The organism is Desulfatiferula olefinivorans, assembly GCF_054657895.1.
On the sequence record NZ_BAAHXV010000044.1, the window covers coordinates 1 to 12,676 of the forward strand.

The following is a 12,676-nucleotide window of genomic DNA, read 5'->3' on the forward strand; positions in this document are numbered from 1 at the left end:
ATAATGGAGGTGTCGTGATGAAGGTTTATACATATTCTGAGGCGCGTCAGAAGCTGTCGATGATTCTTGATATGGCGCGGGATGAAGATGTTGTGATCAAGCGCCGTGGCGGTGAAACGTTCAAAGTTGTTTTCAGTCGATCCGATAAATCTCCGTTCGATGTGCCCGGCATGCCCGAACTGAAGTCAAAGATTAATACACACGATATCCTGGATGCTGTCAGAGAATCACGATCAATGGGCTCGAACGATGAATCGTGATGAGTTTGTTTTACCCTGACACTTTTTGCGGCGACCCCATTTCCCTCTTCCCCCCCCATGGCAACGCATGGATATGCCGCGGCAAAAGAATCAGAATAAACGTCTGGACGTCCCCCCCGGAGAATCAGGGCCGGGTGTTGACCGACCAGTGTGTGCGGATTTCGATGCCCTGATCCTGCATCTGAATTGATGCCCTTGTCAGGCGGGCCTCCGGACTTTTTGCTGATTGGATTATCCTGAGCGGCGGGATTTTTTCCGACAGGTTGACATCCTCGATGGCCCCCGCGTCCAGGTAAAGGCTCTGGAGCAGCCGTGCGATACTGATATCCACGGCAGGCGCGGTTTTTTCGATGTCCAGGCCCACGCACCGGACCTTGGTTTTCAGTATGACCTGGCCGTCAGGTGCCGTGGTGCAGGCGGGAGCAAGTTCGAATTCAGCCTGTTTTAAGGACAGCGTTCCTCCCAGTCCCTTCTGACCGGTCTGCAGGTCCAAAACACCTCCCGTGACAAAGACCAACAGCACGTTTCGTCGGGCATCCGGCCTTACGAACAGCTTGTCGGCCCGGATGCTGCTCCCCGACGTCCCCTTGTCCCTGTCGAGATAAAGGGGCTTTTTCAGTGCGGCATCGAGAAGGGCGTTCAGGTATTTTCGGCTGAAAAATAAGGTGGCGTCCGGATCGGCCAGGGGCTGCTGCGGGTTGCCCGCAAAGCGTTCCGGAAACGCGGCGTCGGACGAGAGAAGCGTCGTGAGCAGCGAGGCCACGTCCTGACCCGACGATCGGGTCGAATCGGCCCGGGCCGGAAGAGGGATGCAAAGAAAACACCATGTCAGCAGAATCACTATGAGTCTCGGGGTTCCCATGGGGCTCCTGATCGGGTTGATGGTTAATAAAACGCCGCCATCCTATCATGTTTTTCAAACGGGGTCGCATAATTTGTTGAACCCGATGCCATGGATCTTGCGTCTGTACAAGGGGTATCGTCCTGTGATAAAAGCCTGATTTTATCAATCGTCAACCCAGAGGTGTCTGTTTGAAGACAAGCAATCAGTTTTATCGTGTCAGCCCCGGTGACATCTGTTTTATAAGGTATGTGTTCGAGGCCCTTGACGGCATCGCCGTCATCACCACACTTTCCTCGGACAAAGAGGTTATCGTCGTCCGGGTCGCTCCGGGATGCGAACAGGAGGTGGCCGAGGTCATCGACGGCCTGAACGAAACGGTGACCCTGGAACCCGTGACCATGGAGGTGGAATTTTAAGCCATGCTGCCCGTGAAATATCTGTATGTCTATACCATTGGCTGTCAAATGAATGTCTATGATTCCGAGATGTTCGGACGTGTTCTTCAACCATTGGGTTATGCTTCGACCCCGGATCTTGATCAGGCGGACCTGATCATTGTCAACACATGCTCGGTGCGGAAAAAGGCAGAAGAAAAGGCCTTCAGTTTCCTGGGCCGTCTTCAGGCCATGAAAAAGAAAAATCCCGGCCTGGTCGTGGCCATGGGCGGCTGTGTGGCCCAGCAGGAAGGGGCCCGGGTGGTGGCCCGGATGCCCTGGGTGGACATTGTGTTCGGAACACGGGCCGCAGGCCGTTTGCCGGCCATTGTCCGCGCGTTCCAAGAGACGGGCAACCGGGTGATTGACATCACCATGGACGAGGCCCCGATCGAATTCCTGCCCCCGAAGGACGCCGTGAAAAAAACACCGGTTTCCACCTTCGTCACCATCATGCGCGGGTGTGACAACTTCTGCAGTTACTGCATTGTTCCCTATGTCCGGGGCCGCGAGACCAGCCGCACGCCGGAAAACATCATCCGTGAAATCGAGGCCCTGGTGGCCGACGGGGTTCGTGAGGTCACCCTCCTGGGCCAGAACGTGAACAGTTACGGGCTCAAGGAGGGCATCTGTTCCTTTCCCGACCTGCTGCGCAAGGTCGCCCGCATCGACGGCCTCGCACGTATCCGGTTCGCCACCTCCCATCCCAAGGATCTGTCCGACGATCTGATCCGGGCCTACGGGGAGCTTGACAAACTCTGCAATCATATCCATCTGCCGGTGCAGTCCGGCTCGGACCGGGTGCTCAAACGCATGAACCGGAAATACACCCGGGCATCTTATATCGACCGTATCGAGCGGCTGCGGGCGGTGCGCCCCGATATCGCCGTGTCTTCGGACATGATTGTCGGATTCCCCGGTGAAACCGACGAGGATTTCGAGCAGACCCTGGATCTGGTGAAGACCATCGGATACGACGGTCTGTTCGCTTTCATTTATTCCGACCGACCTCATGCCCCGGCGGTGAAATTTCCGGACAAGGTTCCGGAGGATGTGAAGAAAAAACGGCTGGAAGCCCTTTTGCGTCTTGAAAAATCCCTGTCCCAGATGCGTAACGACGCCTATCTGGACCGGATCGAAGCGGTTCTGGTGGAAGGCCGGAGCAAAAAGGCCGATGCCGACGGGGGCTTCCAGTGGTCCGGTCGCAGTTCAAGCAACAAGGTGGTTAATTTTCCGGCCCCCGGTGACGTAAAGGGGTCTGATATAACGGGCCGGATCATCGATGTCCGCATCGAACGATGTTTGCCCCATTCCCTTTGGGGTAAACCGCTTCACGGTTTTTAACGTTGCGGGATAACGGTCATCCATGTCATAATAAGGCCAATCGTAACGATTTCTGCTCCGGCCTGCCGATTGCGATGTTTTCATCTGGGCGTATCTAAACCTTTTCACGTTTTTTAATAGAGAAAGGAGGACGGATTATGCTTCATCAAATGACCATCGCGTCGCTGGCGGTCGACCCCGGAACCCAATCTCCGATCATCGTTTTGAAATCCCTTGAAGACGAACGTCCTCTTCTGATATGGATAGGACCGCTTGAGGCGACATCCATTGTGTATGCGCTCCAGGGCGTCTCGTTCGAACGGCCCCTGACCCATGATCTGTTCAAGAACTTTCTCGAACGGACGGCGTTTACGATCACGCGGGTCGAAATCTGCGATCTGGAGAACAACACCTTTTTCGCCAGAATTTTTTTCCGTTCGGGGGAGACGGAGTTTTCTATGGACGCCAGGCCCAGCGACGCCATCGCCATGGCCATCCGTTTCAATGTGGCCATTTATTCCGAAGAGGACGTGATTACCAAGTCCCGCCGGGAGCCCGAAACGGTCGATGTGGTTGACGACAGCGAAGAAGGGAAAAAATGGGCCGAATACCTGGCCAAGCTTGATAATGATGATTTTGGAAAGTATAAGGTATAATTGAGCGATGATTGATCTGCATTCCCATTCGTTTTTCAGCGACGGTGTCCTCGTGCCGTCGGAGCTGGTCCGCCGGGCCGAGCACAAAGGCCTTCGCGCCATCGGCATCACCGACCACGGTGATCTGTCCAACATTGATTTTATCATTCCGAGAATCACGGCTGTGGCCGAACAGCTCAATCAGGTGATGGCGATCCGTGTGATTCCCGGCATCGAACTGACCCACGTCCCGCCCTCCCAGATCGGTCTTGCAGCGGAAAAATCCCGCCGGCTCGGGGCGAAAATCATCATCGTCCACGGAGAAACCATTGTGGAACCCGTGGCCAAAGGCACCAACCATGCGGCCCTTGAGGCCGATGTTGATATTCTGGCCCATCCGGGACTCATCGACGAAGCCGATGTGATTCTTGCCCGGGACAAGGGCATCCTTCTTGAAATCACCGCCCGCAAAGGGCACAGCCTGACCAACGGCCACGTGGCGGCCCTTTCCGTGAAACACGGTGCCGGGCTGGTTATCAACACCGACTCCCACGAACCGGGCGATCTCATCGACAGCGATTTTGCCAGAAAGGTGATTCTCGGCGCGGGTCTCCCCCCGGAGCACTTCGAGATCATGCAGGCCAACGCGGCCCGGTTTATCTGAACTATTCCGAATTCTTACGGCCATGATGGGCACGCTGCGCTTTGCCCATCCTACGGGCGACACAAGGTAGAATGAGCAAAGCAACGCGTGCCCATCACCGGACAACGAGCCGGTTTTTCAAGTCAATAACCGTGCGTTACGATCCGAAAAACGTCCGGCCGTGGCGGCTGATCATGCCCATGATGTTGTAGACCAGTCGCGCTGCGGCGAAATCCGAGGCGTGATGGCCGGGGATGGGGGCCAGTTCCACCACGTCGAAGCCCAGGATCGTCCGCCCGCTGATGGCGGCCATCAGCATCTCCATGGCCTGAAACCAGAAAAGACCGCCGGGTTCTGGGGTTCCGGTGGCGGGGATCACCGAAGGATCGAGGCCGTCCACGTCGAAGGTGATGTAGATGGTTTGGGGGAAATCCGGCGGCAGCAGGGGACTTGGAACGCCCTTGCCGTAAAGGTCGCAGGCATCCAGAAAACGGACGTTTTTTTCTTTTCGATAGGCCACATCAAATTCGGACAGGCTACGTACACCGATCTGAAATACTGAAAACCCGGCGGCCACGGCGTGATGCAGGGCGCAGGCGTGGCTGAGGCTGGACCCTTCGTAGGTGTCGCGAAGATCGGCGTGAGCGTCGAAATGCACCACGCCCACCGGGACGCCGAGTCGGGATAAGGCCCGGAAGGCCCCCACGGACACGGTATGTTCACCGCCAAGCAATACAGGGATTTTTTTGGCGTCGAACACCGAGGTCACGGCGGCTTCGATGGTGTTCACGGCCTGCTCGGAACTGTGGGACGTCGACAGCGGGGGCAGGGTGTAAATGCCGCGTTCGGCCGGAACGCTGAACCCGTCGTACAGCTCCAGGTACTGGGATGCGTCGATGAGGGCCTGGGGTCCCCGTGCCGTTCCCGTGCCGTAGGAAACGGTTTTTTCAAACCCGGCGGGGATCACATGAAACAGACAGTCTTCGGGCCGGGGCCTGCCCAGCTCGGATTCGAGAAAGCCGGTGAGTGCGGGAGATTTCATAATCCCTCCTATGATTTTTCAGGACAGTCGGGTCTTGAAATCCTCGTATCCGAATGTCCGGACCGTTTCCAGGCGGTCCTCTGCGGGTTCGTAGAGCATGATGGTCGGAAGGCGGACACCGTTGAAGGTGTTGGTCTTGACCATGGAATAGATCGCCATGTCGGTGAATACCAGTCTGTCGCCCACGGCAAGGGGGCGATCGAAGGAGTACTCGCCGATGATGTCTCCGGCCAGGCAGGACAGGCCGCCCAAGCGGTAGCTGTAAGGTTTTTCGCCTTTGGCGCCGCTGCCGATGATAAAGGGCCGGTAGGGCATTTCGATCACATCGGGCATGTGCGTGGCCGCCGAGGTGTCCAAAATGGCGATGGGCATGTCGTTTTCGGTCAGATCCAGCACCGTGGCCACCAGCACGCCGGCGTTCAGGGCCACGGCCTCGCCGGGTTCCAGATAAACCTCAACGTCATACCGCCGTTTGATCCGGTCAACGACCCGGCAGAGCCGGTCGATGTCGTAGTCGTTCCGGGTGATGTGATGCCCCCCGCCGAAGTTGATCCATGTCAGATCGGACAGATAGGGACCGAAGGAGGCTTCGAAGGCGTCCACGGTGCGTTCCAGGGCATCGGAATTCTGCTCACACAGGGTATGGAAATGAAGCCCGGAAATACCGGAAAGATCCTTTCCCTTGAAATCCGCCAGGCGCACACCCAGACGCGAGCCCGGAGAGCAGGGGTCGTAGATGGGTACAGCACCTTCCGAATGTTCGGGGTTCACCCGTATGCCGCAGGAGATCGAACGTCCGGATGATGCCGCCACATCCTTGAACCGCTGCCACTGCCCGAAAGAATTGAACACGATGTGGTCGGAGAGGGTCACGATCTCGGCCATGTCGGCGTCACTGTAAGCCGCAGCGAAGGCGTGCACTTCTTTTTTGAATTCTTCCCGCCCCAGACGGGCCTCGTCGGGCGAACTGGCGCAGATTCCGTCCAGGGTCCCGGCGATCAGGGGGAACACCCGGTACATGGAAAAGCACTTGAGGGCCAGGAGGATCTTGCAGCCGGTGCGGTCTTTGACCCCCTTCAGGATGGACAGGTTGTGCCGCAGGCAGTCCGTGTCCACCACGAAGCAGGGCGTCTTGACCCGGGCGGGATCGAATTTTAAAGGATCGTTTCTTTCCATGGCAGCCCGTGAATGTTGAGTTTTTCCATAAAGGGATCGGGATCGAACTCTTCCATGTTGAACACGCCCTTTCCCGTCCATGTTTTCGTGAGCATCATCATGGCCCCGATCATGGCCGGAACGCCGGTGGTGTACGAGATGGCCTGGGACCCCACTTCATTGTACGCCTCTTCATGGGAGCAAATGTTGTACACGTAGTATTTTTTTGGTTTGCCGTCTTTTTCACCGTTGATCAGGCAGCCGATGCAGGTCTTGCCCCTGGTCAGGGGACCCAGGGAACCGGGGTCGGGCAGGAGGGCCTTCAAAAATTGAAGGGGAATGATTTCCTTGCCCTCATACATCACCGGATCGATCCGGGTCATGCCCACGTTTTCAAGCACCTTCAGGTGGTTGAGGTAATTGTCGGAAAAGGTCATCCAGAACCTTGCGGTCTGGATTTCGGAAAAATGCTTGGTCAGCGATTCGAGTTCCTCGTGATACAGCATGTAGATTTTTTTGGGTCCGATGCCGTCGGGAAAGTCGAATTCCTTGGAAAACTCCATGGGCCGGGTTTCGATCCACTGACCCTTGTCGTAGAATTTCCCGTTCTGGGTCACCTCCCGGATGTTGATTTCCGGGTTGAAGTTGGTGGCGAAGGGCTGACCGTGGTCGCCGGCGTTGCAGTCGATGATGTCCAGCGTATCCATGCGGTCGAAATGATGTTTTTTTGCGTAGGCGGTGAACACGTTGGTCACGCCGGGGTCGAACCCGCTGCCCAGAAGGGCCATCAGGCCCTTTTCCTTGAACCTGTCGTGGTAGTCCCACTGCCAGCCGTAGCAGAATTTCGCCTCGTCGGGGGGCTCGTAGTTGGCGGTGTCCAGATAATGCACGCCGGTTTCCAGGCAGGCATCCATGATATGCAGATCCTGGTAGGGCAGGGCCACATTGATGATCATCTCGGGCTTGAAGGACCGGATCAGTGCAACCAGCTCCGGCACGTTGTCCGCATCGACCTTCGCGGTTTGGATGGGACGATCGATCCCGGCGGCGACGGCATCGCACTTGGATTTGGTCCGGCTGGCCAGCATGATGTCGGAAAATACCTCCGGTACCTGGGCGCACTTGTGCGCCACCACATGTCCGACGCCGCCGGCGCCGATAATCATCACTCGTGACATGGTGTTCTCCTTAATGTTTATTTGGTTCTATTGCTCGAAGTAGGGATAGCCCCGGAGGCCCTCTTCGTACATGTTCATGATTTCGCGTCGTTCCTGGGGCGTGATCAGGCTTTCACGGATGGCCTGCTCGGCCGTGGCCCTGAACCGTTTGGTCATGCTTTTCGGGTCGTATTCCACGTAGGACAGCACGTCGGCCACCGAGTCGCCCTCGATTTCCCGGACAAAACTGTAGCTTCCGTCTTCGTAGACCCGGATGCTGACGACGTTGGTGTCGCCCAGAAGGTTGTGCAGGTCCCCCAGGGTTTCCTGATAGGCTCCCACCAGGAACACACCCAGATAATAATCTTCGTTTTCCCTGACCGTGTGGAGCTTCAGGGCCCGTCTGACGCCCTGTTTGTCGATGAAGCGGTCGATCTTGCCGTCGCAGTCACAGGTGATGTCGGCCAGTATCGCGTTCCTGACGGGCATTTCGGCCAGGCGATGGACCGGCATGACCGGGAACAGGTGGCCGATGGCCCAGGAATCGGGCAGGGACTGAAACACGCTGAAGTTGGCGTAATAGGTGTCGCACAGGGCGATGTCGATGTCCACCAGTTCTTTGGGAACGAATTTCAGAAATTTGATGTTTTCGCTGACGCCCTGGATGATGCTCCAGAATAATTTGTCGCCCAGAGCCCGCTGCCGGAGGGTCAAATCGCCGATCTTGAACATCTGACGGATCTGGTCCCGGTAGTACAGGGCGTCGTTGTAACATTCCTGGAGGTTCCGGACGCCCAGGGATTTCAGGGCCTCGTGCATGTTCAGGATGATGTCCGGGGTATCTTCGGGCAGCTCTTTGGGCACCGGGTTGGTGTCGATGGCGCTGGTGTCGAAGATGTTGAACAAAAGCACCGAGTAATACGCCACGGTGGCCCGACCCGATTCGGTTATGATCGTGGGGTGGGCGATGTCGTGCTCGCTCAGGATCTCCATGATGGCTTCGATCACGTCGGCGCAGTATTCGTCCAGGGTGTAGTTCCGGGAGTTCATGTAATTGGTGTGGGACCCGTCGTAATCCACCGCCAGGCCGCCGCCCAGGTCGAAATAGCCCATGGCGGCCCCTTCAAGGACCAGACCGGCGTAAACCCGGCAGGCTTCCTGGATGGAGGCCCGGATGTCCCGGATGTTGGGAATCTGGGAGCCCAGGTGGTAATGGAGAAGCTGGAGGCAGTCGAGCATGTTTACTTTTTTCAGTTTTTCGATGGCCTCGATGATCTGGGAGATGGTCAGTCCGAAAATGCTCCGGTCTCCGCCGGATTCGGTCCAGTGCCCCCCGGCCTGGGTGGACAGTTTGAACCGGACGCCCAGAAGGGGTTTGATGCCCAACGCGTTGGACCGCTCGATGATCAGGTCGAGCTCGCCGGGCATTTCAAGGACAAAAAAGCACTTGAAGCCCATCTTGCAGGCGTAGAGACCCAGATCGATGAATTCGCGGTCCTTGTAACCGTTGCAGATCAGGCAGGCTTCCTTGTCGTCGAGAAAGGACAGGGCGGCGATCAGCTCGGCCTTGCTGCCGGCTTCAAGGCCGTGGTGGTAAAATTTTCCGATGTTGGTGATGGTTTCGATGACCTGTTTCTGCTGGTTGACCTTGATGGGGTAGACCCCCTTGAACTGGCCCTTGTAATCGAATTTGGCGATGGCGGACCGAAAGCTTTCGTGCATCTGGATGATCTGTGAATCAAGGATGTCTTCGAACCGCAGGAGCATGGGCATGTCGTAGCCCCGTGCCCGGATACCGGCGATGATTTCCGGAAGGTTGACCGAGACGCTCTTTTTTTCCCGCAAGGGAGTGACCAGCACGTCGCCCTTGTTTGAGATGCTGAAGTAACCCGCCCCCCATTCGCGAATGTGATAAAGGTCGGCCGAGTCCTCGACGGTCCATCGTTCCATGCTGTGCTTGATGTTCATTGGCGCGCTCCCGTGATCCCTGAGGAAACGGTTTTAAAAAATACAAAAACATCCTGTTTTTACATGAAAAACAGGATGATTACAACCCCAAATCGATGTCCCCCGGCGTTGAAACCGGCTCCATCCGGAACGAAACGGTGCCTCACGTTGTGACCGTTTCCAAGTGAGGGGCTTGTTAACATGAAATGCTTCGGGAATCCATCATTTTTAAGCACGTCTGAAGGAAGAAATGAATCATGTTCGGGACCATGGCCGCAGGTACCTGTTTCCGGGAGGATAAATCCGCCGCAAACAGCAGTCGGGTTGTGGACGGGACCGGAGAGACGAAGAAAATGTCCTTCCGGTTCCGGGTCGGATCATCCAAGCTGTTTGGCCAGTTGGATGGCCGCCGTCAGGGTCGGGTCCCAGACCGGTCCGAAGGGCGGGGCGTAGGCCAGGTCCGACTGGATGTAATCGTCCACGGTCATCCGGGCCGAAAGGGCCACGGCGGCGGCGTTGATCCGGTGGGCGACCCCGTCTTTGCCCACCATGAACATGCCTAAAAGGCGGCGGGTTTTCCTGTCGCCGACGGCCTGGACCCAGATATCGGACGAGCCGCGCTGGCCGTGGGCCCGGGATCGGCTCTTGATGACCGTTTCAACGGCATTGAACCCGTTCTCGAAGCTTTCCCTAAGGGTCAGTCCCGTCCGGGCCACCTGGTAGTCGAAGAGTTTGAACACGGCGGTGCCCGCGATGCCCGGCAGTTCGGTGCGATGACCGCAGACCGTGTCGGCCACGGCCCATCCGGCCCGATTGGCCCTCAGGGCCAGGGGAATCCAGACTTTTTCTCCGGTGACCACATGGTAGGCATCGGCGCAGTCTCCGGCGGCATAGATGTTCGGCAGGGACGTTTCCATGGCCCGGCTGACGGCGATTTCCTTGTGTGGTCCCAGGGCCAGGCCCGCGGCTTTGGCAAGCCCGCTGTTGGGGGTGACGCCCAGGGCGAGGATCACCAGGTCGGCCGCGAAGGTCATGGTGTCCGATTCGACGATCAGGCCTTTTTCCGTTTTCTCGATCCCCTTGAGACCTTCGTTGAAATGGAGGCGCACTCCCTTGCCGCGTGTTTCCGCCTCGATCAGATTGTTCATCTCCATGGAAAGCCAGGGCACGAAACCGCCGGAGCGGCGGATCATGTCAACGGCGATGCCCCGCTCGGTCAGGGCCTCGCACATTTCAAGGCCGATGTAACCCATGCCGACGATTACGGCTTTTTTCACCGCATGATCGGCGATGTAGGCTTTGATGTTACGGCCGTCTTCCAGGGCTTTGAGGGGAAAGACACCGGGGAGTGTCCGGTCGATGTCCCGTGGGATGATCGGCGATGCCCCCGTGGCGATCAGGAGCCGGTCGTAGGGCAGATCGAAGGGTTTCCCCTCGGGGCCCCGCCCTTTGACCCGCCGGTTTTTCGGATCGAGTTCCAGGGCCTCGTGCCCCGTCAGGAGGTTGATGCCCTGCTTGCGGCGGAAAACCTCGGCGCTGCGGACCACCAGCACGTCCATGTTCCGATCCGGGTCCGCGATATTGTAAGGCATGCCGCAGGCGCTGTAGGAAACGTCCCGGGTTTTTTCAAGAACGGTGACATCGAGATCCGCATTGTTCCGTTTGGCACGGCTTGCCGCGCTCATGCCGGCGGCGTCTCCGCCGATGATCAGAAATTTCATGGCATTATCCCTTTTTTCGATTTATGACCTGTTCCAGCCGATATGACGGGTGAAAAACGAACTCGACACCCAATGTATCCCAGCCGTCGTTCGTTGACAAGGCCCGGGTTGCGGGCGAACGGGGCCATTGTATGTCTGTTGTCCGGTTTTTTGGGGCCCTCCGTTTTCAACCCTGTCCATAGGGTTGAAACGTTTTCCTGTTACTGATAAAATCCCATGATTTGATTGACATCGGTCCTGTCAGAGCGATATCGACCCTGCCTGAAAGGAAGACGCCATGATACGTCACGATAAAACATGGGTGCTTGCCCTGTTCATCATGATACTTGTCATGATATCGCCGGCCGCTGCCGAGGATCGTGATACGGCCCGTCGGGAAAAGCTGTTGATGGTCAACCTCACCGGACTGTCTCTCCTTTCCGCCTGGGGACTGATGCATTGGGATTACGGTGAACGGCGACCGCACACTCAGTCTGAAGGCTGGTTCTCCCAAGGGACAAAAGAGGGCGGGGCGGACAAGCTGGGACACGCCTACAGCAGCTACCTGTTCACCCAGGGTATGGCCGCGCTTTGTGAATATTGGGGATATGCCGGGTCCGAGGCGGCACTTTACGGGGCCGCATCCTCCTTCGGGCTGATGGGAATCATGGAGGTGGGCGATTCATTCAGCAGTTACGGGTTTTCCTGGGAGGATTTTATCATGAACACGGTTGGCTGCTGGCTCGGTTACACTCTGTACACGAATCCGGATTGGGCGCGGAAGGTCGATTTTCGAATCGAATACATTCCGGATTTTTCCGTACGGGATCTGAGCACGGATTATGAAAACATGAAATTTGTCACCGCGGTCAAAGCCGCCGGGTTTGACGCGATCACCGATCCGTGGCTGAAAAGACTTGAGTTCCAGATCGGTTATTACGCCAGGGGGTATTCCCGGAATGAGGCCCGGCGGACCCGGGCCCTGTATCTGGCCGTTGGGATCGGTCTGGCCCAGGTGGCGACGGAGCTCCGCCGCAACCGACTGTCCCGGGTATTCAATTACGTTCAGATTCCCTATACCTATGTTCCGATGGAATGGGAATCCTCATCCCGGATCGATGGCCCTTGAGAGGGGTGATTCAGGTTTTTTCGAGGCCCTACAGGCCTTGTATGATGGTTTTCAGCTCGTCGGGATTGCGAACGTGACGAAGGGCGTTCTTGAGTAATTCAAGCTTTCCGATATCGCAGATGGATTGAACCTGACGCATCATGGTTCGGCCGGTGAGACCGAACCTGAGTTCGAGCCCCAGTTCGATGCCTTCCCGGAGCCCTTTGAGCATGCCCTTTTCGAAGCCCTCATGCCGAAGCTGATCAGCCATTTCAATTAGAAAATCATCGTTTGTACCAGACAAAGACGGATTCATCTCTTTCATCAAGCAAGAGCCTCCTTGGGTGTGCAGGATACGTGTGAATGGCGTTTTGTGAATTTTTGTTCGGAATCAGATTTAATATGCCATAGCATTAGGGGATCGGTTT

The 12,676-nt window shown here is 56.9% G+C and carries 13 protein-coding genes; 6 read left to right on the top strand and 7 right to left on the bottom strand.

The window, feature by feature from the left end:
* A partial coding sequence (locus ACYQ11_RS19595) for a type II toxin-antitoxin system prevent-host-death family antitoxin (protein WP_459925515.1) occupies positions 1 to 260 on the top strand: 260 nt, incomplete at its 5' end.
* 124 nt (positions 261 to 384) lie between these two features.
* On the opposite strand, the gene ACYQ11_RS19600 is transcribed toward ACYQ11_RS19595, so the two are convergent.
* Entirely contained in the window at positions 385 to 1,122 is a 738-nt protein-coding gene (locus ACYQ11_RS19600) for a hypothetical protein (protein WP_459925516.1), read from the bottom strand.
* 170 nt (positions 1,123 to 1,292) lie between these two features.
* Here ACYQ11_RS19600 and ACYQ11_RS19605 point away from each other — a divergent pair, with 170 nt between their 5' ends.
* The 4 genes from ACYQ11_RS19605 to ACYQ11_RS19620 all read left to right on the top strand — a co-directional run bounded on the left by ACYQ11_RS19605 (position 1,293) and on the right by ACYQ11_RS19620 (position 4,160).
* Positions 1,293 to 1,520 (top strand): DUF4911 domain-containing protein, encoded by a 228-nt coding sequence (locus ACYQ11_RS19605; RefSeq protein WP_459925517.1) that lies wholly within the window; start codon positions 1,293 to 1,295, stop codon positions 1,518 to 1,520.
* 3 nt (positions 1,521 to 1,523) lie between these two features.
* Positions 1,524 to 2,882 (top strand): tRNA (N6-isopentenyl adenosine(37)-C2)-methylthiotransferase MiaB, encoded by a 1,359-nt coding sequence (gene miaB / locus ACYQ11_RS19610; RefSeq protein WP_459925518.1) that lies wholly within the window; start codon positions 1,524 to 1,526, stop codon positions 2,880 to 2,882.
* Positions 2,883 to 3,019: 137 nt separating this feature from the next.
* On the top strand, positions 3,020 to 3,517 hold the full coding sequence (locus tag ACYQ11_RS19615; RefSeq protein WP_459925519.1) for a bifunctional nuclease family protein: 498 nt from the start codon (positions 3,020 to 3,022) through the stop codon (positions 3,515 to 3,517).
* Positions 3,518 to 3,524: 7 nt separating this feature from the next.
* Positions 3,525 to 4,160 (top strand): histidinol phosphate phosphatase domain-containing protein, encoded by a 636-nt coding sequence (locus tag ACYQ11_RS19620; RefSeq protein WP_459925520.1) that lies wholly within the window; start codon positions 3,525 to 3,527, stop codon positions 4,158 to 4,160.
* A gap of 136 nt (positions 4,161 to 4,296) precedes the next feature.
* Here the strand turns inward: ACYQ11_RS19620 and speB are convergent, their stop codons facing one another.
* The 5 genes from speB to ACYQ11_RS19645 all read right to left on the bottom strand — a co-directional run bounded on the left by speB (position 4,297) and on the right by ACYQ11_RS19645 (position 11,161).
* Positions 4,297 to 5,181, bottom strand: coding sequence for an agmatinase (gene speB, locus ACYQ11_RS19625; protein WP_459925521.1), 885 nt, complete (start codon positions 5,179 to 5,181; stop codon positions 4,297 to 4,299).
* Between the two features lie 18 nt (positions 5,182 to 5,199).
* Positions 5,200 to 6,357 (bottom strand): carboxynorspermidine decarboxylase, encoded by a 1,158-nt coding sequence (gene nspC / locus ACYQ11_RS19630; RefSeq protein WP_459925522.1) that lies wholly within the window; start codon positions 6,355 to 6,357, stop codon positions 5,200 to 5,202.
* The gene (locus tag ACYQ11_RS19635) at positions 6,336 to 7,514 is read right to left on the bottom strand and encodes a saccharopine dehydrogenase family protein (RefSeq protein ID WP_459925523.1); all 1,179 of its coding nucleotides are present in this window, start codon (positions 7,512 to 7,514) and stop codon (positions 6,336 to 6,338) included. Before ACYQ11_RS19635 ends, nspC begins: the two co-directional genes overlap by 22 nt.
* A gap of 27 nt (positions 7,515 to 7,541) precedes the next feature.
* The gene (speA, locus tag ACYQ11_RS19640; RefSeq protein ID WP_459925524.1) at positions 7,542 to 9,461 is read right to left on the bottom strand and encodes a biosynthetic arginine decarboxylase; all 1,920 of its coding nucleotides are present in this window, start codon (positions 9,459 to 9,461) and stop codon (positions 7,542 to 7,544) included.
* Between the two features lie 356 nt (positions 9,462 to 9,817).
* A complete protein-coding gene (locus tag ACYQ11_RS19645; RefSeq protein ID WP_459925525.1) occupies positions 9,818 to 11,161 on the bottom strand; it encodes an FAD-dependent oxidoreductase in 1,344 nt (447 codons plus the stop codon).
* A gap of 277 nt (positions 11,162 to 11,438) precedes the next feature.
* Here ACYQ11_RS19645 and ACYQ11_RS19650 point away from each other — a divergent pair, with 277 nt between their 5' ends.
* On the top strand, positions 11,439 to 12,269 hold the full coding sequence (locus ACYQ11_RS19650; protein WP_459925526.1) for a DUF2279 domain-containing protein: 831 nt from the start codon (positions 11,439 to 11,441) through the stop codon (positions 12,267 to 12,269).
* 28 nt (positions 12,270 to 12,297) lie between these two features.
* On the opposite strand, the gene ACYQ11_RS19655 is transcribed toward ACYQ11_RS19650, so the two are convergent.
* On the bottom strand, positions 12,298 to 12,519 hold the full coding sequence (locus ACYQ11_RS19655; RefSeq protein WP_459925527.1) for a hypothetical protein: 222 nt from the start codon (positions 12,517 to 12,519) through the stop codon (positions 12,298 to 12,300).
* Positions 12,520 to 12,676: the final 157 nt, after the last annotated feature.

Excerpts from the sequence above, each read along its gene's own strand:
- ACYQ11_RS19600 (WP_459925516.1), bottom strand. The coding sequence starts at position 1,122 with ATGGGAACCCCGAGACTCATAGTGATTCTGCTGACATGGTGTTTTCTT.
- miaB (WP_459925518.1), top strand. The coding sequence starts at position 1,524 with ATGCTGCCCGTGAAATATCTGTATGTCTATACCATTGGCTGTCAAATG.
- ACYQ11_RS19615 (WP_459925519.1), top strand. The coding sequence starts at position 3,020 with ATGCTTCATCAAATGACCATCGCGTCGCTGGCGGTCGACCCCGGAACC.
- ACYQ11_RS19620 (WP_459925520.1), top strand. The coding sequence starts at position 3,525 with ATGATTGATCTGCATTCCCATTCGTTTTTCAGCGACGGTGTCCTCGTG.
- speB (WP_459925521.1), bottom strand. The coding sequence starts at position 5,181 with ATGAAATCTCCCGCACTCACCGGCTTTCTCGAATCCGAGCTGGGCAGG.
- nspC (WP_459925522.1), bottom strand. The coding sequence starts at position 6,357 with ATGGAAAGAAACGATCCTTTAAAATTCGATCCCGCCCGGGTCAAGACG.
- ACYQ11_RS19635 (WP_459925523.1), bottom strand. The coding sequence starts at position 7,514 with ATGTCACGAGTGATGATTATCGGCGCCGGCGGCGTCGGACATGTGGTG.
- speA (WP_459925524.1), bottom strand. The coding sequence starts at position 9,461 with ATGAACATCAAGCACAGCATGGAACGATGGACCGTCGAGGACTCGGCC.
- ACYQ11_RS19645 (WP_459925525.1), bottom strand. The coding sequence starts at position 11,161 with ATGAAATTTCTGATCATCGGCGGAGACGCCGCCGGCATGAGCGCGGCA.
- ACYQ11_RS19650 (WP_459925526.1), top strand. The coding sequence starts at position 11,439 with ATGATACGTCACGATAAAACATGGGTGCTTGCCCTGTTCATCATGATA.
- ACYQ11_RS19655 (WP_459925527.1), bottom strand. The coding sequence starts at position 12,519 with ATGGCTGATCAGCTTCGGCATGAGGGCTTCGAAAAGGGCATGCTCAAA.